Annotated in this window: 14 protein-coding genes and 4 pseudogenes; 2 read left to right on the top strand and 16 right to left on the bottom strand. The window is 57.9% G+C overall.

All coding sequences use genetic code 11. The features are described 5' to 3' along the window. Positions 1–11: 11 nt before the first annotated feature. The 4 genes and pseudogenes from ABTV22_RS08250 to ABTV22_RS08235 form a co-directional block, all read right to left on the bottom strand. Positions 12–1454 (bottom strand): mannose-1-phosphate guanylyltransferase/mannose-6-phosphate isomerase, encoded by a 1443-nt coding sequence (locus ABTV22_RS08250; protein WP_433739384.1) that lies wholly within the window; start codon positions 1452–1454, stop codon positions 12–14. Between the two features lie 434 nt (positions 1455–1888). Continuing rightward, positions 1889–2786 (bottom strand): annotated as a pseudogene (rfbA, locus tag ABTV22_RS08245) (glucose-1-phosphate thymidylyltransferase RfbA). Further along, a pseudogene (locus tag ABTV22_RS08240) lies at positions 2783–3445 on the bottom strand (sugar nucleotide-binding protein); the annotation flags it as partial. The pseudogenes rfbA and ABTV22_RS08240, both read right to left, overlap by 4 nt. A gap of 3 nt (positions 3446–3448) precedes the next feature. After that, a pseudogene (locus ABTV22_RS08235) lies at positions 3449–3784 on the bottom strand (NAD-dependent epimerase/dehydratase family protein); the annotation flags it as partial. A 61-nt stretch (positions 3785–3845) separates the two neighbouring features. On the opposite strand from ABTV22_RS08235, the gene ABTV22_RS08230 reads away from it, so the two are divergent. After that, a protein-coding gene (locus ABTV22_RS08230; protein WP_433738812.1) for an IS3 family transposase occupies positions 3846–5008 on the top strand; the annotation gives its coding sequence in 2 pieces (ribosomal slippage) (positions 3846–4101 and positions 4101–5008; 1164 coding nt in all). A gap of 9 nt (positions 5009–5017) precedes the next feature. Here the strand turns inward: ABTV22_RS08230 and ABTV22_RS08225 are convergent. From ABTV22_RS08225 to mtnA, 12 genes and pseudogenes are all read right to left on the bottom strand, one after another. Then, a pseudogene (locus ABTV22_RS08225) lies at positions 5018–5340 on the bottom strand (GDP-mannose 4,6-dehydratase); the annotation flags it as partial. 123 nt (positions 5341–5463) lie between these two features. Then, the gene (locus ABTV22_RS08220) at positions 5464–5703 is read right to left on the bottom strand and encodes a LapA family protein (RefSeq protein WP_433739383.1); all 240 of its coding nucleotides are present in this window, start codon (positions 5701–5703) and stop codon (positions 5464–5466) included. A 27-nt stretch (positions 5704–5730) separates the two neighbouring features. Continuing rightward, positions 5731–6027 carry an integration host factor subunit beta gene (gene ihfB, locus ABTV22_RS08215; RefSeq protein ID WP_003369729.1) on the bottom strand — a complete coding sequence of 99 codons (297 nt, stop codon included), beginning with the start codon at positions 6025–6027 and terminating at the stop codon, positions 5731–5733. 140 nt (positions 6028–6167) lie between these two features. Beyond that, positions 6168–6446, bottom strand: a complete 279-nt coding sequence (locus ABTV22_RS08210) for a hypothetical protein (RefSeq protein ID WP_433739382.1) — start codon at positions 6444–6446, stop codon at positions 6168–6170. Positions 6447–6693: 247 nt separating this feature from the next. Continuing rightward, positions 6694–8388: a 30S ribosomal protein S1 gene (rpsA, locus tag ABTV22_RS08205; protein WP_433739381.1), complete on the bottom strand. Its 1695-nt coding sequence runs from the start codon at positions 8386–8388 to the stop codon at positions 6694–6696. 119 nt (positions 8389–8507) lie between these two features. Then, the gene (gene cmk / locus ABTV22_RS08200) at positions 8508–9197 is read right to left on the bottom strand and encodes a (d)CMP kinase (protein WP_196585297.1); all 690 of its coding nucleotides are present in this window, start codon (positions 9195–9197) and stop codon (positions 8508–8510) included. After that, positions 9194–11401, bottom strand: a complete 2208-nt coding sequence (locus ABTV22_RS08195) for a bifunctional prephenate dehydrogenase/3-phosphoshikimate 1-carboxyvinyltransferase (protein WP_433741338.1) — start codon at positions 11399–11401, stop codon at positions 9194–9196. Before ABTV22_RS08195 ends, cmk begins: the two co-directional genes overlap by 4 nt. A gap of 28 nt (positions 11402–11429) precedes the next feature. Beyond that, on the bottom strand, positions 11430–12542 hold the full coding sequence (hisC, locus tag ABTV22_RS08190; protein WP_433739380.1) for a histidinol-phosphate transaminase: 1113 nt from the start codon (positions 12540–12542) through the stop codon (positions 11430–11432). Between the two features lie 12 nt (positions 12543–12554). Then, positions 12555–13649: a prephenate dehydratase gene (pheA, locus tag ABTV22_RS08185; RefSeq protein WP_020800126.1), complete on the bottom strand. Its 1095-nt coding sequence runs from the start codon at positions 13647–13649 to the stop codon at positions 12555–12557. Then, entirely contained in the window at positions 13649–14734 is a 1086-nt protein-coding gene (serC, locus tag ABTV22_RS08180) for a 3-phosphoserine/phosphohydroxythreonine transaminase (protein ID WP_433739379.1), read from the bottom strand. The genes pheA and serC overlap by 1 nt, the downstream gene beginning before the upstream one ends. Positions 14735–14949: 215 nt before the next feature. Then, entirely contained in the window at positions 14950–17619 is a 2670-nt protein-coding gene (gene gyrA / locus ABTV22_RS08175; protein WP_433739378.1) for a DNA gyrase subunit A, read from the bottom strand. 423 nt (positions 17620–18042) lie between these two features. Continuing rightward, the gene (gene mtnA, locus ABTV22_RS08170) at positions 18043–19119 is read right to left on the bottom strand and encodes an S-methyl-5-thioribose-1-phosphate isomerase (RefSeq protein WP_433739377.1); all 1077 of its coding nucleotides are present in this window, start codon (positions 19117–19119) and stop codon (positions 18043–18045) included. A 108-nt stretch (positions 19120–19227) separates the two neighbouring features. Between mtnA and ABTV22_RS08165 the strand changes: the two genes are divergently transcribed. Continuing rightward, positions 19228–20559 carry a TRZ/ATZ family hydrolase gene (locus ABTV22_RS08165; RefSeq protein WP_433739376.1) on the top strand — a complete coding sequence of 444 codons (1332 nt, stop codon included), beginning with the start codon at positions 19228–19230 and terminating at the stop codon, positions 20557–20559. The last annotated feature ends 54 nt before the right edge of the window (positions 20560–20613 follow it).

The raw sequence follows: 20613 nt of genomic DNA, 5'->3' as shown, positions 1-20613 counted from the left end.
CCAGCGCGCTGTTACTTGTCTACGCGGCCGTAGTTGTCTTCGAAACGTACAATATCGTCTTCCCCCAGATAGTCGCCGCTTTGCACTTCTATGAGAACCAGGTCGATGACGCCAGGGTTCATCAGACGATGTTTATGACCGGCACGAATGAACGTCGACTCATTGGTGTTCAGCATCAGTTCTCGCTGGTCATTGACCACGACTGCCATGCCGCTGACGACAATCCAGTGCTCACTGCGGTGATGGTGCATCTGCAGCGACAACGACGCCTTCGGCTTCACGACAATGCGCTTGATCTTGAAGCGCTCACCGTTTTCCAGGGTGGTATAGGTGCCCCACGGACGATGAACCGTACGATGCAGCAAGTGAACAGTATGGCTGGAGGCCTTGAGCTGGTTGACGATGTGCTTCACGTCTTGAGCGTGGTCTTTGTGGGCAATCATCACAGCGTCGGGCGTGTCGATGACCAGCAGGTCTTCTACACCAACCAAGGCAGTCAGACGCCCCTCGCTGTTCACATAGTTGTTGCGCGAACCGTGGGACAGCACTTCGCCTTCGAAGCGGTTGCCGTTTTCATCGGGTGCGGTTAATTCGCTCACGGCGTTCCACGAACCGATGTCACTCCAGCCAATGTCGCAAGGAATAGTTGCCACTTTCTGGGAGCGTTCCATCAGTGCATAGTCGATGGAAATATCCGGTACCTGGGCAAAATTTTCGCTGTCCAGAGCCAGGCAACGGTATTTGCTTGACGAGGTCAGACGAGATACCTCAATGGTCTTAGCCACGGCATCAACGACGTCCGGAGCATGTCGGCGAAGCTCCTCCAGAACCGTGCCCACGCGGAAGCAGAACATGCCCGAGTTCCAGAAGTAGTTGCCGGCACTGATATAGCCCTGGGCAGTTTCCAGATTGGGCTTTTCAACAAACCGCGCGACCTTCAAGCCACCTTTGAGCGGGGCATCCTTTTTCGCTTCGATGTAGCCGAAGCCGGTTTCAGGATAGGTCGGCTGAATGCCGAAAGTAACCAGCCAGCCTTCGCTGGCCAACGCGACTGCATTGGCGACCGCCGTGGCGAAGGCCTTTTCGTCCTTGATCAGGTGATCGGCTGCCAGCACCAGCATCTTGGCTTCGGGGCCATGGGTGGCTTCCAGCTGAAGCGCTGCCGCCGCCACCGCCGCCGCCGTATTGCGCCCGAAAGGCTCAAGGATGAACCCTTGGGCGTGCTTGGCAGTATTGACAGCCCTGTACTCGTCTTCAGTCTTGAACAGCAAGTCACGGTTGGTGACGGTGAGGACTTCGACGACGCCCTCCAGATGTGAGGCACGCAGGAACGTCTTTTGGATCAGATTCTGGCCATCCGGTAAATCCATGAACGGCTTCGGATGGGCTTCTCGAGAAACGGGCCACAACCGGCTGCCCACGCCACCAGACAAAATTACGGGAATCAGTTCCATGCTCTAAATCCTTAATTCCCCTCCTGGCGAGTACGGCCAGCAAGCGGGGCTCAGTTATGTTTCCAGTCGTTCCTGCATCGTAGTCAATGCAAAAAATTGCTTGAAGCGATTGCAAAGGTGACCACTCAATATCGATCCATACCTATCGAGCCTTGCCAAACCCGCGCCCCTGATGTCTTGCTCTACCCTGACCTAATGCTCCTGCCTCGGCACTCCCTAAGGAAACTGCTCGGCATGGAAATCCTCGATGAAGGAAAGCAAGCCAATTGAGATCGCGATGCAATGCTGAACTAGGTCAGATTTGTCTGCCGGCCATTCTACAGGGAGTATCGAGAATTAATAACTCATGCGCCGACGAGAGACAAAAAATCATTTGAAAACAAATAAATGCTTCAACTAGGTGCTAGCAAAATAACATCAACTATCACAATCCATCAAATCTCTGAGGCGGGAATTTTCAGCAGTTTTTGCAAGTAATCCCCATATGCAGTCTTTTCAAGACTTTTGCCTGAGCTGACTGCTCATCGGCGGAAATCCACCGATTGTTGTAGGCAATTTCTTCCAGGCAAGCCAGTTTCAAGCCTTGCCGCTTCTCAATGGTGTGCACGAAGTGGCTGGCCTCAAGGAGCGATTCTGGTGTTCTCCGGTATCCAGCCAGGCGAAGCCGCGACCTAGAATCTCGACCTTGAGCGCATTCCGCTCCAGATAAGCACGATTGACATCAGTGATTTCCAGCTCACCTCTCGCCGACGGCTTTATGTTCTTGACGATCTCGACCACTTGATTGTCGTAGAAATACAAGCCAGTGACTGCGAAGCTGGACTTAGGAATGACCGGTTTCTCTTCGGTGCTCAACACCTGACCACCCACAGCAAACTCTACCACGCCGAAACGCTCTGGATCAGATACGTGATAACCGAAGACCGTCGCGCCATATTCTTGAGTGCTCGCGGAACGCAGACTGCCCGAGAAGTGATGGCCGTAGAAAATGTTATCACCCAGGATCAGACAGCAAGGGTCCTTACCGATGAACGCTTCACCAATGATGAATGCTTGTGCCAATCCATCCGGACTGGGCTGTTCCGCGTAAGTCAGCTTGATCCCGTACAGACTGCCATCACCCAGCAGCTTACGAAAATTTGGCAGATCTTCGGGTGTAGAAATAATCAGGACTTCACGCATACCTGCGAGCATCAGCACCGATAGCGGATAGAAGATCATCGCCTTATCGTAGATGGGCAGCAGTTGCTTGGATACGCCCAGGATTAACGAGTATAGGCGCGTGCCTGAGCCACCCGCCAAAATGATGCCCTTACGATTTATCGCGATCATTTGTGCAGGACTTCCATGAGCATTCGAATCACACCACTTTGCCAATCAGGCAAGCATAGGGGAAATTGTCGCGAAGCTTTTGTGTATCCAAGTGTGAGTTCAGTGGGCGGCGTGCAGGCGCTGGATAGGCACTGGTCTCGATCGGATTGATTGTCCTGACCGCCAGTTGCTCGCCATTGAATTGAGCAAAGCCTATTATATGATTTGCATAGCCGTGCCAGGACACATCTCCACCGGCAGCTAAATGGTACAAACCCGCCAATTCAGGACGCCGTCGAGCCTGCTGAATAACTGATGCGGCGATATCCGCAATCAACTCAGCTCCGGTGGGCGCAACAAACTGATCAGCGACTACATTCAGAGCATCGCGGTCCCTCGCCAGGCGCAGCATAGTGAGTGCATAGTTAGTACCGCGAGCGCCATAAACCCAGCTGGTGCGAAAGATCAGGCACCTACATCCACTAACAAGAATCGCCTGTTCGTCAGCCAGTTTACTCGCAGCGTAGCGATTCAGAGGCGCGACTGGATCTAACTCGCGCCATGGAGTGGAGCCCCGGCCACTAAAGACATATTCGGAAGAATAGTGAACCAAGCCCCCCCAAAGAAGCCGCCTCGTCAGCCTTGACCTGACATGCCTGGCCGTTCGCACGACTGGCGAGCCCGGAGCCTGGACATAGCCCACCGAGCAAAGTGCAAATTGCGCGCACAACTACAATGTTTTGTTTTTCATTGTGGCCACCGATGTTGTAGATCTCTCTTACAACACCTTCGGTGACAACCTTGTAAAGCGCGCGAGCATGACCTTCGACATAGAGCCAGTCTCGCACCTGCTTGCCCTCGCCATAGACCGGCAGCTGATTGCCTTCCAGCACATTGAGAATAATCAGTGGAATCAGCTTCTCTGGGAAGTGATAAGGGCCGTCGTTATTTAAACAATTTGTAATCAGCGTCGGCAGACCATAGGCACGACCCCAGGCGCGAACCAGACGATCAGATGTAGTGGTCTAATGAAACCGGACACCCATTTAGGCGAGAATGCTCGCCAGATAGAGGTGTCTGATGACCAAGCAACGTCGTTCCTTTTCCGCTGAGTTCAAACGCGAGGCCGCAGGCCTCGTGCTCGATCAAGGCTATAGCCATACCGAAGCCAGCCGCTCGCTTGGGGTGGTCGAGTCCGCGTTGCGCCGCTGGGTTAACCAACTCCAGCAGGAGCGCAACGGCGTGACTCCGCAGAGCAAAGCGCTGACGCCTGAGCAGCAGAAAATCCAAGAACTGGAAGCGCGCATTGCTCGCCTTGAGCGGGAGAAATCCATTTTAAAAAAGGCTACCGCGCTCTTGATGTCGGAAGAGCACGAGCGCACACGCTGATTGATCAGTTAAGCGCCCAGGAGCCAGTCGATTGGCTTTGCGCAGTCTTTGACATCACTCGCTCGTGTTACTACGCCCACCGCCTCAGACGCCGAACTCCGGACGTTGAGCGGCTTCGGTTGCGCAGTCGGGTCAATGAACTGTTTACGCAAAGCCGAAGCGCCGCCGGTAGCCGCAGCATCGTGTCGATGATGCAGGAAGACGGCGAGCAAATCGGGCGATTCAAGGTGCGTGGTCTGATGCGGGAACTGAAGTTAGTCAGCAAACAACCTGGATCACATGCCTACAAACAAGCGACGGTCGAGCGGCCTGACATTCCGAACATTTTGAATCGAGAGTTTGAAGTGCCGGCACCCAATCAGGTCTGGTGTGGCGATATCACCTACGTCTGGGCTCAAGGGAAATGGCATTACCTGGCGGTTGTTCTGGATCTCTACGCGCGCCGAATTGTGGGCTGGGCGCTGTCGAATAAACCAGACGCTGAGTTGGTGATCAAGGCGTTGGACATGGCTTATGAACAGCGTGGCAGGCCTCAAGGGCTGCTGTTTCACTCAGATCAGGGTTCGCAATATGGCAGCCGTCAGTTTCGCCAACGGCTCTGGCGCTACCGCATTCGCCAGAGCATGAGCCGTCGTGGAAACTGTTGGGATAATGCGCCGATGGAGCGTGTATTTCGCAGCTTGAAAACTGAATGGATACCGACCGTGGGCTACATGACAGCTCAAGAAGCGCACCGCGACATCAGTCATTACCTGATGCATCGATACAACTGGATTAGACCGCACCAATTCAACAACGGACTGGCCCCAGCTCAGGCCGAGAAAAAACTTAACGTCGTGTCCGGGATTAGTTGACCACTACACAGAAACTGCTTTTCTGGCTGAGCACGGAGAACTCGGTTGATAGGGGGGGATTCAGAGAAACACCCTTCAGAGCTCTCGAGATCCCCCAAACACCTTATCTGTCGAAACATGATGGAAGCGGAAAGAGGTCTTGCGCACACCATCCAGCGTCACCCAATAGTTACGCACAGCCTCCGAAAGAGTGTAAGTCCCCCGATGATATCCGTCTGATTGAACTCAGCGGGCATGGAGATCAAGCGATCGGCATAGGAATCTGAGGCCAAATGCATAATGGCATCGGGATGGTACTTACGCAGAACGCGACCAATCTGCTCACGACTGCATTGACTGCCAGACAGCGCCTCGCCAGAACAAACCGAACAAACCATGTGCTGCAACTTAAACAACACTCAAGGCTTCATGTTGGCTCGGCAAACGGATATGGACAAGCAGTGACGCACATTCAATCAAGCTAGGCGCTTGCGAGAGACTCTGTATGTACGCCCCAGAAGCCAGCTAACAATCGGACCAACAACCATACCGACCAACAACACAATCACCATAACCAACGAAACCGGCAACTCCGGCCCATCCCAACCAAGAAACACCAACGTAACCGATTGCTGATTCTCAAGAACAAACGCCAGCACCGCCAATACCAGCAACAGCACGAACACAGCGAGCAATACGCGCTTAAGGTTACGCATCAACAAATCCTCGAACGGCGACAACCATCAAAGCCCCTCCTCCTCGTCCTCATTCACACGATCGCGCAGTTCTTTACCTGGCTTGAAGTGCGGAACGAATTTACCGTCGAGGCTGACGGACTGGCCGGTTTTAGGGTTGCGACCTACGCGCGGAGCGCGGTAGTGCAGGGAGAAGCTGCCAAAGCCGCGGATTTCGATGCGATCACCGGTGGCCAGACATTGGGACATTTGCTCAAGCATGGTCTTGATGGCCAGCTCCACATCCTTTGATGAGAGCAGCCCTTGATGGGTGACAATTCGTTCGATCAACTCCGACTTCGTCATATTTTTCCCTTCTTTTTCAAGCAGCTAGGAAAATCGCTCCGATGGTTTTAGCACGCCCCAGCGAATTTGAACAGCCTGAGTTTTGACATCTCCTTGCACGCCGTGCAATACCGGGTTTTGGGGCTGCAAGCCCTCTGCTCTCACCTGCAGATCACCAGCATGGTGCGTGTCAGGTACCCCGCTGGATTGAAGCCGAAGGGGAAATCATCCTCTTCTTTGGCATCGTCTGACCTTGCCACCACCTTGTAGCCTGTTCCTTTGCATTCCTTTGCCGCTCGTTTTCGGCATTTCTCCCATCCCGAGCCCAACCCCGAACAATCAACCTCAATACCGCTGACCCCACGCACGACGTGGGTCTTGGCATTGGTGGTACAGCCTGCGAGTGCCAGCATTGCTATTGCGACGATGAGCTTGTTCATCCACTTCCTTATGCCGGGCATCTTGCCGAGCGGCAGTGCGCTTAGCACCAAGACTAGCTGCAATTAAGCGGTTGATCCTGTTAAAGAAAGGGACAGTTTTGGTGGGGTATGGTTTCGCTGCCGAGCTCGAACCATAAGGTAGAGGGAAAAGATCGCAGCCTTCGGCAGCTCCTACAGGGGGAGCAGGTCAAATTTTGGGCATGAAAAAGGGCGACCGAAGTCGCCCTTTTTTACAGAAAGTCAGAACTTAGTTCTGTTTTTCCGCTTGTGCAGCACGCAGCAGGTCACCCAGGGTGGTGGCTACTGGAGCATCCGAAGCTACTGGCTTGTCGCGCAGGCTCTGGATGGCTTCTTTCTCGTCTTCAACGTCTTTCGACTTGATCGAGAGCTGGATTACACGGCTCTTGCGGTCAACGCTGATGATCTTGGCTTCTACTTCTTCGCCTTCTTTCAGAACGTTGCGCGCGTCTTCAACGCGGTCACGGCTGATTTCGGAGGCTTTCAGAGTCGCTTCGATGTCGTCGGCCAGAGTGATGATGGCGCCTTTGGCGTCAACTTCTTTCACTGTGCCCTTAACAATGGCGCCTTTGTCGTTAACCGAGACGTACTCGGAGAACGGATCGCTTTCCAGTTGCTTGATACCCAGGGAGATGCGCTCGCGCTCTGGGTCAACCGACAGGATAACGGTGTCCAGCTCGTCGCCCTTCTTGAAACGACGTACGGCTTCTTCGCCCACTTCGTTCCAGGAGATGTCGGACAGGTGAACCAGGCCGTCGATGCCGCCGTCCAGACCAATGAAGATACCGAAATCGGTGATCGACTTGATGGTGCCGGAGATCTTGTCGCCCTTGTTGAACTGGCCAGAGAAGTCTTCCCATGGGTTCGACTTGCACTGCTTGATGCCCAGGGAGATACGACGACGCTCTTCGTCGATGTCCAGAACCATAACTTCCACTTCGTCGCCGACTTGTACGACTTTCGAAGGGTGGATGTTCTTGTTGGTCCAGTCCATTTCGGAAACGTGTACCAGACCTTCAACGCCTTCTTCCAGCTCAGCGAAGCAGCCGTAGTCGGTCAGGTTGGTTACACGAGCGGTAACGCGAGTGCTTTCTGGGTAACGGGCTTTGATAGCAACCCATGGATCTTCGCCCAGTTGCTTCAGGCCCAGGGAAACACGATTGCGCTCGCGATCGTACTTCAGAACCTTGACATCGATCTCGTCGCCAACATTGACGATTTCGGAAGGATGCTTGATACGCTTCCAAGCCATGTCGGTAATGTGCAGCAGGCCATCGACGCCACCCAGATCGACGAATGCGCCGTAATCGGTGAGGTTCTTGACGATACCTTTGACTTGTTGGCCTTCCTGCAGGGATTCCAGCAGAGCTTCGCGCTCGGCGGAGTTCTCGGCTTCCAGGACGCTGCGACGGGAAACGACAACGTTGTTGCGCTTCTGGTCGAGTTTGATGACCTTGAATTCCAGCTCTTTGCCTTCCAGGTGCGTGGTGTCGCGCACTGGACGGACGTCAACCAGAGAACCTGGCAGGAACGCACGGATGCCGTTAACGTCGACAGTGAAGCCGCCTTTAACCTTACCGTTGATAACGCCCTTGACCACTTCTTCGGCTGCGAAGGCTGCTTCCAGAACGATCCAGCATTCAGCGCGCTTGGCTTTTTCACGGGACAGCTTGGTTTCACCGAAACCGTCTTCAACCGAGTCCAGAGCAACGTGAACTTCGTCACCGACGTTGATGTTCAGTTCGCCAGCGTCGTTGTAGAACTGCTCCAGCGGGATCAGTGCTTCGGACTTCAGGCCAGCGTGAACGGTTACCCAGCGAGCTTGGTAATCGATATCAACGATAACACCGGTGATGATGGAGCCTGCCTGAAGGTTCAGGGTCTTTAGGCTTTCTTCAAAGAGTTCCGCAAAGCTTTCGCTCATTTTAATTCCTGTTGATGAGGGCGAAAAATACGCCCATCTCCACATCCCAGACGATGTGGGTTAGTTTCATTTAAAAGAAGCGCTGCAGGACTATGACTGGTCCCCTGCGGCCTTCTTGGTCACCCGGCGATATCGCGGATGGCGATCTCGCTCATGATGCGTTCCAGCACCTGATCGATGGATAATTCCGTGGAATCCAGCTGTATGGCGTCAGCCGCCGGTTTGAGCGGAGCTACCGCTCGCTGGGTGTCACGCTCATCGCGCGCACGTATCTCATCTAGCAGACTCGACAGACTAACACCATCGACTTTACCCTTCAACTGCAAGTAACGACGGCGCGCACGCTCCTCGGCACTGGCAGTGAGAAAAATCTTCAGCGGCGCGTCTGGAAAAACCACCGTGCCCATGTCGCGACCATCGGCCACCAGGCCCGGCGCTTCTTGAAATGCGCGCTGACGTTGCAGCAGCGCCTCGCGTACAGCCGGCAGCGCAGCCACCTGGGAGGCACCGGAGCCGACGCTTTCCGTGCGGATCACGTCGCTGACTTCGTCACCTTCCAGAATGATTCGCTGCAACTGACCGTCGGTCGCCGCGATGAACTGAACATCCAGATGAGCGGCCAGTTTTTTCAACAGTTCTTCGTTGGTCAGGTCAACGCCGTGGTTGTGCGCAGCGAAGGCCAGCAAACGGTACAGTGCACCGGAGTCCAGCAGGTTCCAGCCCAGACGCTTGGCCAGTATCCCGGCTACAGTGCCTTTGCCCGAGCCGCTTGGCCCATCAATGGTGATGACCGGTGCAATGTTGTTCACGACTGAGCCTCTTGTGCCACGCGAATACCGGTTTGTGCACACAGCGCGAGGAAGTTAGGGAACGACGTCGCGACGTTGGCGCAATCATGGATGCGGATCGGCGCACTGGCACGCAGCGAAGCGACGCTGAACGCCATGGCAATCCGGTGATCGCCGTGACCATGCACTTCGCCACCACCGATCTGGCCGCCATCAATGATGATGCCATCCGGGGTCGGCTCGCATTTGACGCCCAGCGCCAGCAGGCCATCGGCCATGACCTGGATACGGTCCGACTCCTTGACTCGCAGCTCTTCGGCACCGGTCAGCACGGTACGCCCTTCGGCACACGCAGCCGCCACGAACAGCACCGGGAATTCGTCGATGGCCAATGGCACCAGCGCTTCCGGAATCTCGATACCTTTGAGTTTAGCTGCACGCACGCGCAGGTCAGCGACCGGCTCTCCGCCCACTTCACGCTGGTTTTCCAGGGTGATGTCAGCGCCCATCAGGCGCAGGATGTCGATTACACCGGTGCGGGTCGGGTTGATGCCGACGTGTTCGAGCACCAGCTCCGAACCTTCGGCGATCGAGGCGGCCACCAGAAAGAACGCCGACGACGAAATGTCACCCGGCACTTCGATGTGGGTCGCGGTCAGCTTGTTGCCAGACTCGACCGACGCAGTGGCGCCATCAACGGTGACTGGGTAGCCGAAGCCACGCAGCATGCGCTCGGTATGGTCACGGGTCGGCGCAGGCTCGGTCACAGTGGTCTTGCCATCGGCATACAGACCCGCCAGCAGCAGGCAGGACTTCACCTGGGCACTGGCCATCGGCATGGTGTAGGTCAGGCCCTTGAGCTTGTTGCCACCACGAATGGTCATCGGTGGACGACCTTCGGCTGCAGTTTCGATCACGGCGCCCATCTCACGCAGCGGATTGGCCACGCGGTTCATCGGGCGCTTGGACAGTGAAGCGTCGCCGGTCAGGGTGCTGTCGAAGTCCTGCGCGGCCAGCAGGCCGGACAGCAGGCGCATCGAAGTACCCGAGTTACCCAGATAGATCGGGCCCGGAGCCGGCTTCAGGCCATGCAGGCCGACGCCATGGATGGTCACGCGACCATGGTGCGGACCTTCGATCACGACGCCCATGTCACGGAAAGCCTGAAGGGTCGCCAGGGCATCTTCACCCTCGAGGAAGCCTTCCACCTCGGTGACGCCTTCGGCCAGGGAGCCGAGCATGATCGAACGGTGGGAAATCGATTTGTCACCTGGTACGCGAATCCGACCGGACAGGCGGCCACCAGGTTGAGCCAGGAAAATCAGATCGTTGGAATTCATAGCGTCCACATAGGCCCTGCGGGCCAGGATTTTACTGAAATGCTCGCGGGCAACCCGGGCGCGAGTGAAAACGCCCAACAATTGGTGCCCATCCCCTGCATCGACCGCGTCGCGCAAGGCGTCGAGGTCGCTGCGAAATGTATCGAGTGTGCGCAGGACGGCCTCGCGGTTGGCGAGGAAAATGTCGTGCCACATCACCGGGTCGCTTCCGGCGATTCTTGTGAAATCGCGGAAACCGCCCGCAGCGTAACGGAAGATCTCAAGGTTTTCATTGCGCTTGGCCAGCGAGTCGACCAAGCCGAACGCCAGCAAATGCGGCAAATGGCTGGTCGCCGCCAACACTTCGTCGTGACGCTCGACCTGCATGTGCTCGACATCGGCGCCCAATTCGCGCCACAAGCGGTCAACCACTGCCAGGGCTGCCGGATCGGTCTGATCCAGCGGCGTCAGGATCACTTTATGACGACGGAACAACTCGGCATTGGAGGCTTCTACCCCACTCTGCTCGGAGCCGGCAATCGGGTGCCCCGGCACGAAACGCGGCGGCATGCCGCCAAACGCTTCGGTGGCAGCGCGCACGACATTGCCTTTGGCACTGCCGACGTCGGTCAGAATCGCCTCGCCCAGGTCCATGCCCGCCAATCGAGCGAGCAGTTTTTCCATGGACAGGATCGGCACCGCCAACTGAATAACGTCGGCACCTTGGCAAGCAACGGCCAGATCGTCTTCACAGCGATCCACCACACCCAATTCAACCGCCAGTTTGCGTGACTGCGGATCGAGGTCGACCCCCACCACTTCGCGGCATACGCCACTTTCACGCAAGCCCTTGGCAAACGAACCGCCGATCAACCCAAGACCGACCACCACCAGGCGCCCGATCATAGGTTCAGCAGATTGCAGTGCAGTGACATCAACCACGGGCCAAAACCTTGGACAGCGCCTCGAGGAAGCGACTGTTTTCAGCCGGCAGACCAATGGTGATGCGCAAGTGGTTCGGCATGCCGTAGTTGGCCACCGGGCGCACGATCACGCCTTCGCGCAGCAAGCCCTGAAACACAGGCGCCGCTTCACGCCCGACATCAACGCAGATGAAGTTGCCCTTGGACGCAATCCAGCTCAGCCCCTGCTCGCGGAAACCCGCCTCCAGTTGCTGCATGCCGGCTTCGTTCAAGCGGCGGCTTTCTTCCAGGTACTCGGCATCTTGCAGCGCGGCACAGGCAGCGGCCAAGGCCAGGCTGTTGACGTTGAATGGCTGACGGACACGATTCAGCACGTCGGCGACCACTGCCGTGGACAAGCCATAGCCGACTCGCAACGCCGCCAGGCCATAGGCCTTGGAGAAGGTGCGCGAAACCAGCAGGTTCGGGTAAGCCGCGAGGAAATCCAGTCCGTCCGGCAAGTCGCTGCCTTCGGCGTACTCAATGTAGGCCTCGTCCAGCACGACCAATACGTGTTCCGGAACGTCTTGCAGGAACTCGTCCAGCGCTTCGGCTTCGAACCAGGTCCCGGTCGGGTTGTTCGGGTTGGCGATGAAGACCACCCGGGTGTTGGCGTCGATCGCCGCCAGCATGGCGGGCAGATCATGCCCCCAATCCTTGGCCGGAATCACTTTGGCCTGGGCTCCGACGGCCTGGGTCACGATCGGATAGACCGCAAAGGCATGCTCGCTGAACACCGCATTCAGGCCCGGTGCCAGATAGGCGCGCGCGACCAGCTCCAGAATGTCATTGGAGCCGTTGCCCAATGTCACCTGATTCAGCTCGACGCGGCACTGCTCGGCCAGCAGGGTCTTGAGCGCAAAACCGTTGCCGTCCGGATAGCGGGTCAGTTCAGCCAGCTCTTCGCGGATGGCGGCCAAGGCCTTTGGACTGGCGCCCAACGGGTTTTCATTGCTCGCCAGTTTGACGATGCTGGCCGGATCAATGTCCAGCTCACGAGCCAATTCGTCCACAGGCTTGCCCGGAACGTAAGGCGAAAGTTGCTGCACGCCCGGCTGTGCCAGAGCGAGGAAATTACCACTCATTTGCTACCGCCCTTAGAGAACTGCTTTGGGGTAGGAACCCAGCACTTTGAGTGCCACTGCTTCCTGACTGATTTTTTCCAGCACACCTTTTACCAGCGGATCGCGGTGGTGGCCGACAAAATCGATGAAGAACACGTAGGTCCATTTACCGCTGCGCGACGGACGGGTCTCGATACGCGTCAAGTCGATGCCGTTGTCATGGAATGGCACCAGCAACTCGTGAAGCGCGCCCGGCTTGTTGCTCATGGAGACGATGATCGAGGTTTTGTCGTCGCCCGTCGGCGGCACTTCCTGATTGCCGATCATGAGGAAACGCGTGGAGTTGTCCGGACGGTCCTCGATCTTCTCGGCCAGACGGGTCAACCCGTACAGACCAGCCGCCATGTCGCCGGCAATCGCCGCCGAGTTCCACTCCCCCTTGACCCGTTTGGCCGCTTCGGCGTTGCTGGACACCGCCACGCGCTCGACATTCGGGTAATGGGCGTCCAGCCACTTGCGGCACTGGGCCAGGGACTGGGCGTGGGAGTAGATGCGGCTGATGCTGTCGGTCTTGGTGTTTTCACCGACCAGCAGGTGGTGGTGAATGCGCAACTCGACTTCGCCACAGATCACCATGTCGTGCTCGAGGAAGCTGTCGAGGGTGTGGTTGACCGCGCCTTCGGTAGAGTTTTCCACCGGCACCACGCCAAAATTCACCGCTCCGGCCGCCACTTCGCGGAACACTTCATCGATCGCAGCCATCGGCTTGCTGATCACAGCGTGACCAAAGTGCTTCAAGGCCGCAGCCTGGGTGAAGGTGCCTTCAGGGCCGAGATAAGCCACTTTCAATGGCTGCTCGAGGGCCAGGCACGAAGACATGATTTCGCGGAACAGTCGCGCCATCTCTTCGTTACCCAGCGGCCCCTGGTTGCGCTCCATGACACGCTTGAGCACCTGAGCTTCGCGCTCAGGACGATAGAACACCGGCACTTCGCCTTCGGCCAGCGAGGCCATCTTTACTCGCGCGACTTCCTGGGCGCAGCGCGCACGCTCACTGATCAGCTCCAGGACTTTCTCGTCCAGGGCGTCAATGCGCAGGCGCAGTGCCTTGAGTTCTTGCTCAGACATTAGCCGTGTTCCTTCTCGAACTCTGCCATGTACGCCACCAGCGCGTTGATCGCGTTGATGTCGACGGCGTTATAGATGGAGGCGCGCATGCCGCCCACGGAACGGTGCCCCTTGAGGTTCAACAGGCCACGCTCGTCGGCGCCGGCCAGGAACGGCTTGTCCAGACGGTCGTCCGCCAGGCGGAACGGTACGTTCATCCACGAGCGGTCCGACTTGTTGATCGGGTTGCTGTAGAGACCGCTGGCATCGATGAAGTCATACAGCGTGCGCTGTTTCACTTCGTTGAGCTTGCCAATCGCTTCAACGCCGCCCTGCTCTTTGAGCCACTCAAACACCAGGCCGGACAGGTACCAGGCCAGGGTTGGCGGGGTGTTGTACATCGAGCCGTTATCGGCCGCGACCTTGTAGTTGAGCATGGTCGGGCAGAAGGAACGGGCGTGACCCAGCAGGTCTTCGCGAACGATGTTCACCACGATGCCGCTCGGGCCGATGTTCTTCTGGGCGCCGGCGTAGATCATGCCGAAGCGCGAGACATCGATCGGACGCGAGAGGATGTCCGAGGACATGTCAGCCACCAGCGGAACGTCACCGGTTTCCGGGACCCACTGGAATTCCAGGCCGCCGATGGTTTCGTTCGGCGCGTAGTGAACGTAGGCCGCGTCCTTGGACAGCTGCCATTCGTTTTGGCCGGGAATGGCGAAATAGTCGTAAGGCTTAGCGGTCGCGGCGACATTGACGTGGCCGTAGCGCGACGCTTCTTCGATGGCCTTCTGCGACCAGATACCGGTGTCGATATAGTCGGCAGTGCCATTTTCCGGCAACAGATTCAGAGGAATCTGAGCAAATTGCTGGCTGGCGCCGCCTTGCAGAAACAGCACTTTATAGTTCGAGGGGATATTCAGCAGATCACGCAGATCCTGCTCGGCCTTGGTGGCGATGGACACGAACTCATCACTGCGATGGCTCATTTCCATGACCGACAGGCCCTTACCGTGCCAATCAAGGAGTTCACCCTGGGCGCGCTGCAGGACAGCTTCGGGAAGCGCCGCAGGACCGGCGCAGAAGTTATAGGCTCTCTTGCTCACATCCAATCTCGCTCTTGGTGGTATCACGCAATAAATCTGAAAACGCTTAAACCCTGTAGGAGCTGTCGAGTGAAACGAGGCTGCGATCTTTTCTCGGTACCCACGAGGCAAGATCAAAAGATCGCAGCCTCGTTTCACTCGACAGCTCCTACAGGTCCTGCATTCAAACAGGAGAAACAAGAAGGGGCGAATTTTCATCCGCCCCTCATGTCCATTTACTCTTGTGGTTCTTCGTCAGCGGCGGCGTCGAGTTGCTGGTCTTCGGCAGCGTCGTCGTTCACGACTTCACCCACGAACCCTGCACCCTCTTCACCTTCAAAACCTTCACCTTCGAGTTCTTCACCCTCGACTTCCGAAGGCTCCTGAACCCGCTCAAGGCCAACCAGGGTTTCATCCTTGGCCAGTTTGATCAGGGTCACGCCCTGGGTGTTACGGCCCAGGCTGGAGACTTCGTCGACACGTGTGCGCACCAGGGTGCCCTGGTCGGAAATCAGCATGATTTCCTCACCGTCGAGCACCTGGACCGCGCCGACCAGACGGCCGTTACGCTCGTTGCTGACCATGGCGATAACGCCCTGACCGCCACGCTTGTACTCAGGGAACTCGGTGATCGCCGTACGCTTGCCGTAGCCACGCTCGGAAGCGGTAAGGATCTGGCTGCCTTCTTCAGGGATCAGCATGGAAATCAGCTTCTGGCCTTCCGGCAGACGCATGCCGCGAACACCGCGGGCGGTACGGCCCATGGCGCGAACGTCGGATTCCTTGAAGCGAGTCACCTTGCCGCCATCGGAGAACAGCATGACTTCGCGCTCGCCATCGGTGATCGCGGCCGAAATCAATACGTCGCCTTCGTCCAGCTCCAGCGCGATCAGACCGACGCTGCGCTGACGGCTGAAGGATTCCAGCGGGGTCTTCTTCACGGTGCCGTTGGCGGTGGCCATGAAGATGAAGTGACCTTCGGTGTATTCCTCGACCGGCAGCATCGTGGTGATGTATTCACCGTCATCCAGCGGCAGCAGGTTGACCAGCGGACGACCACGGGCCGCGCGGGACGCTTCAGGGATTTCGTAGGTTTTCAGCCAGTACACCTTGCCCTTGCTGGAGAACAACAGCAGCGTGGTGTGGCTGTTGGCGACCAGCAGGTGAGCGATGTAGTCCTCATCCTTGACGCCGGTGGCCGACTTGCCTTTACCGCCACGACGCTGGGCCTGGTACGCAGCCAGCGGCTGGGTCTTGGCATAGCCACCGTGGGAAATGGTCACGACGCGCTCTTCTTCCGGAATCATGTCGCCCAGGGTCAGGTCGAGACGGGCATCGAGGATTTCGGTGCGGCGCACGTCGCCGTATTCGGCACGGATCACTTCCAGCTCTTCGCGGATCACTTCCATCAGGCGCGTGGCGCTGTTGAGGATGCGGATCAGCTCGCCGATCTGGTTGAGGATCTCTTGATACTCGGCCAGCAGTTTTTCGTGTTCCAGGCCGGTCAGGCGGTGCAAACGCAGTTCCAAAATGGCTTGCGCCTGTTCTGGCGACAGGAAGTACTTGCCGTCGCGCAGACCGTATTGCGGATCGAGGTTTTCCGGACGGCACGAATCGGCCCCGGCACGCTCGACCATCGCCACCACCGCAGAAGATTCCCAAGGCGTGCTGACCAGCGCTTCCTTGGCTTCCGACGGAGTTGGCGAGGCCTTGATCAGGGCAATGACCGGGTCGATGTTCGACAGGGCAACCGCTTGACCTTCCAGGATGTGACCACGCTCGCGCGCCTTGCGCAGTTCGAACACGGTACGACGGGTCACGACTTCGCGACGGTGACGAACGAAGGCTTCCAGCAGGTCCTTGAGGTTCAGGATCCGTGGACGACCGTCGATCAGCGCGACGATGTTGATGCCGAACACGCTTTGCAGCTGGGTCTGGGCGTAGAGGTTGTTGAGGATGACCTCAGGCACCTCACCGCGACGCAGCTCGATCACAACGCGCATACCGTCCTTGTCGGACTCGTCGCGCAGCTCGGTGATGCCTTCGAGCTTCTTCTCTTTCACCAGCTCGGCGATCTTTTCGATCAGACGGGCTTTGTTCAGCTGATAAGGGAGTTCGGTGATGACGATCTGCTGACGACCACCGACCTTGTCGATGTCCTCGATGATCGAGCGGGCGCGCATGTAAATGCGGCCGCGACCGGTGCGGTAGGCTTCGATGATGCCGGCGCGACCGTTGATGATCGCGGCGGTCGGGAAGTCCGGACCGGGAATGTATTGCATCAGCTCGTCGACGGTCAGCTCAGGGTTGTCGATGAGCGCCAGGCAACCGTCGATGACTTCACCGAGGTTGTGCGGCGGAATGTTGGTCGCCATGCCCACGGCGATACCGCTGGAGCCGTTGACCAGCAGGTTCGGAACACGGGTCGGCATGACCGCCGGGATCAGTTCGGTGCCGTCGTAGTTCGGCACCCAGTCCACGGTTTCCTTGTGCAGGTCGGCCAGCAGCTCGTGCGCCAGCTTGGTCATGCGCACTTCGGTGTATCGCATGGCCGCGGCGTTGTCACCGTCCACCGAACCGAAGTTGCCCTGACCGTCTACCAGCAGGTAGCGCAGCGAGAACGGCTGCGCCATCCGAACGATGGTGTCGTACACCGCGGTATCACCGTGCGGGTGATACTTACCGATCACGTCGCCGACAACACGGGCAGATTTCTTGTACGGCTTGTTGAAGTCGTTACCCAGCTCGCTCATCGCGAACAGCACGCGCCGGTGCACGGGCTTCAAGCCATCGCGCGCATCCGGCAGTGCTCGCCCGACAATTACGCTCATCGCGTAGTCGAGGTAGGACTGCTTCAGCTCGTCTTCGATATTGACCGGGAGGATTTCTTTGGCCAGTTCGCCCATGAGAAGCCTGATTCCTTTTTCTGGTGAAACTCCGTCACATCCATATGGGACGAACGAAGCTCGCCGCTGCAGGCTGAGTGCCATGCACCGACTTACGACAAATCAACGAGTTATGCCATGGATCTGCGCAGTAAAGGTCGCCATATCGGACAACCCTGGAAACCGCCGGATGTTATCACAAGAGCCGCCACGCACCTATCCCCCAGATGCGCATGGAGTGTAGTTAGTTGACTGGTGGCAGGCCTGAGGGGGATCAGAGGGGCTCAGAGCCGTCAGAACCCGATATTTGCAAGGAAATAATGGGGATTTACAGAAGAAGACCGCGTCATCGTTCTTCGCGGGCAAGCCTCGCTCCTACAGTAGCGAGGAACCCGTAGGAGCGAAGCTTGCTCGCGAAAGCGATTTTTCAGACACGAATTACCGTCAATGCAGACGCTTGCGACACATCAACTGCGCCATTTTCGCTGTGTCCGGACGCTCGACGATGCCCTTCTCGGTCACAATCGCATCGATCAAATCCGCAGGCGTCACGTCGAATACCGGATTGAACGCATCAACTTCAGCACCAACCTGCTTGCCGCCAACCTCCAGCAACTCACGCCCCTCGCGCTCTTCGATCGGAATGTCGTCACCACTGGCCAGGTTCATGTCGATGGTCGAACTCGGTGCCACCACCATAAAACGCACACCGTGGTGCATGGCATTGACCGCCAATTGATAGGTGCCGATCTTGTTTGCCACGTCGCCATTGGCGGTAATCCGGTCCGCCCCCACGATCACCCAGGTAATGCCCTTGGTTTTCATGATGTGAGCGGCCGCGGAGTCGGCATTGAGGGTCACTGGAATACCTTCGTTGGCCAGTTCCCAGGCCGTCAGCCGCGAGCCTTGCAGCCATGGGCGGGTTTCGTCAGCGTAGACACGTTCGACCATGCCCTCGATGAACGCCCCGCGAATCACCCCCAACGCCGTGCCGAAACCGCCGGTGGCCAGCGCCCCGGTGTTGCAGTGGGTCAGGATCGCCTGGGCATTGCCTTGATGCTTGCGGATCAGGTCCACACCCAATTGCGCCATAGTAAGGTTGGCTTCGCGATCACTTTCGTGAATGGCGATGGCCTCAGCCTCCAGCGCTGCCAACGGGTCGGCATTGTCTTTCAGGCGATCCAGCCGGTCGTGCATGCGACCCAGCGCCCAGAACAGGTTGACCGCCGTGGGGCGGGAATCGGCCAGCAGCGCGAAATCCTCCTCCAGCGCCGCATACCAGTCACCGCCCTCGGCAATCCGGGCACGAGCTGCCAGCACGATGCCATAAGCGGCACTGATACCAATCGCCGGCGCACCGCGCACCACCATCGAGCGAATGGCCTCAGCCACGCCTGCGGCGCTGGTGTAGGCAATCCAGGTTTCTTCGAACGGCAAGATACGCTGATCCAGCAGATACAGGGCACCATCACGCCAATCGATGGCCTTCACCTTCTCCGCAGCCAACAGTCGATCGCGCATCCCACACCCCGCACTCATGAACAAAAGCCGCCGATTATAGCGATCCCCCCGCGAAGACGCTCGGGTATACTTCGCCATCCTTTACAAAAGCACTGGAACCGACCCTCGATGCCGAACACTGCCGCTGCGCTCGACCTGTTATTGCTGCCGACCTGGCTGGTACCCGTCGAACCCGCCGGCGTTGTCCTCAAGGACCATGGCCTGGGCATACGCGACGGGCGCATCGTCTTTATCGGTCCACGTTCCGCCGCACTGAAGCTTAACGCAACCGAAACCCGCGAACTGCCGGACATCTTGCTCAGCCCCGGCCTGATCAATGCCCACGGGCACGCGGCCATGACCCTGTTCCGCGGCCTGGCCGATGACCTGCCCCTGATGACCTGGCTGGAAAACCATATCTGGCCCGCCGAGGCCAAATGGGTCGACGAGGCGTTTGTCCGCGATGGCACCGACCTTGCCATCGCCGAGCAGCTTAAAGGCGGCATCACCTGCTTCTCTGACATGTACTTCCTCCCGAAGGTTGCCACCGAGCGCGTACACAACAGCGGCATTCGTGCGCAAATTGCGATTCCGATCCTCGATTTCCCGATTCCCGGTGCCAGCACGGCGGACGAAGCCATTCGTCAGGGCGTCGAGCTGTTTGGCGATCTCAAGCACCACGAACGCATCAAAATCACCTTCGGCCCCCATGCACCCTACACCGTGGGCGACGAAAACCTGGAAAAAATCCGGGTGATCGCCGAAGAGCTGGACGCCTCGATCCACATGCACGTGCATGAAACGGCCTTCGAAGTGCAGCAATCGGTCGAACAGCGCGGCGAGCGCCCACTGGCACGCCTGGCTCGCCTGGGCTTGCTGGGGCCGCGCTTCCAGGCGGTTCACATGACCCAGATCAGCGAAGAGGATCTGGCGATGCTGGTAGAAAGCAACGCCAGCGTCATTCATTGCCCGGAGTCGAACCTGAAGCTGGCCAGCGGTTTCTGCCCGGTGGAGCGCTTGTGGCAAGCCGGGGTCAATGTTGCGGTGGGCACCGATGGCGCGGCCAGCAACAATGACCTGGACCTGCTGGGTGAAACCCGCACCGCTGCCCTATTGGCCAAAGCCGTCGCGGGCTCCGCCACCGCCCTGGACGCCCATCGCGCCCTGCGCATGGCCACCCTCAACGGCGCCCGCGCCCTGGGGATCGAAGCCGAGGTGGGCTCGCTGGAAGTCGGCAAAGCCGCGGACATTGTGGCGTTTGACCTTTCCGGCCTGGCCCAGCAACCGGTCTACGACCCTGTTTCGCAACTTATATATGCCACAGGCCGGGATTGCGTGAAGCATGTCTGGGTCGCCGGCAAGCCACTGCTCGAAAACCGTCGCCTGACGCGCCTGGATGAAGAACACCTGGCCACCAGCGCCAAGGCCTGGGGCCAACGCATCAGCGGCCATACCGAATAAAACGCACCGCGCAGGCAATGCCGGGGCAACAGGATTTTTCAAGTTTTAGAGGAC

The organism is Pseudomonas putida, assembly GCF_050990305.1.
Lineage (GTDB): Bacteria > Pseudomonadota > Gammaproteobacteria > Pseudomonadales > Pseudomonadaceae > Aquipseudomonas > Aquipseudomonas putida_AH.
The sequence above is the reverse complement of the archived record's forward strand: the minus strand, read 5'-3'. Positions and strand labels throughout refer to the sequence as shown.

Excerpts from the sequence above, each read along its gene's own strand:
- ABTV22_RS08250 (WP_433739384.1), bottom strand. The coding sequence starts at position 1,454 with ATGGAACTGATTCCCGTAATTTTGTCTGGTGGCGTGGGCAGCCGGTTG.
- ABTV22_RS08220 (WP_433739383.1), bottom strand. The coding sequence starts at position 5,703 with ATGCGTAACCTTAAGCGCGTATTGCTCGCTGTGTTCGTGCTGTTGCTG.
- ihfB (WP_003369729.1), bottom strand. The coding sequence starts at position 6,027 with ATGACGAAGTCGGAGTTGATCGAACGAATTGTCACCCATCAAGGGCTG.
- ABTV22_RS08210 (WP_433739382.1), bottom strand. The coding sequence starts at position 6,446 with ATGAACAAGCTCATCGTCGCAATAGCAATGCTGGCACTCGCAGGCTGT.
- rpsA (WP_433739381.1), bottom strand. The coding sequence starts at position 8,388 with ATGAGCGAAAGCTTTGCGGAACTCTTTGAAGAAAGCCTAAAGACCCTG.
- ABTV22_RS08195 (WP_433741338.1), bottom strand. The coding sequence starts at position 11,401 with ATGATCGGGCGCCTGGTGGTGGTCGGTCTTGGGTTGATCGGCGGTTCG.
- hisC (WP_433739380.1), bottom strand. The coding sequence starts at position 12,542 with ATGAGTGGTAATTTCCTCGCTCTGGCACAGCCGGGCGTGCAGCAACTT.
- pheA (WP_020800126.1), bottom strand. The coding sequence starts at position 13,649 with ATGTCTGAGCAAGAACTCAAGGCACTGCGCCTGCGCATTGACGCCCTG.
- gyrA (WP_433739378.1), bottom strand. The coding sequence starts at position 17,619 with ATGGGCGAACTGGCCAAAGAAATCCTCCCGGTCAATATCGAAGACGAG.
- mtnA (WP_433739377.1), bottom strand. The coding sequence starts at position 19,119 with ATGCGCGATCGACTGTTGGCTGCGGAGAAGGTGAAGGCCATCGATTGG.
- ABTV22_RS08165 (WP_433739376.1), top strand. The coding sequence starts at position 19,228 with ATGCCGAACACTGCCGCTGCGCTCGACCTGTTATTGCTGCCGACCTGG.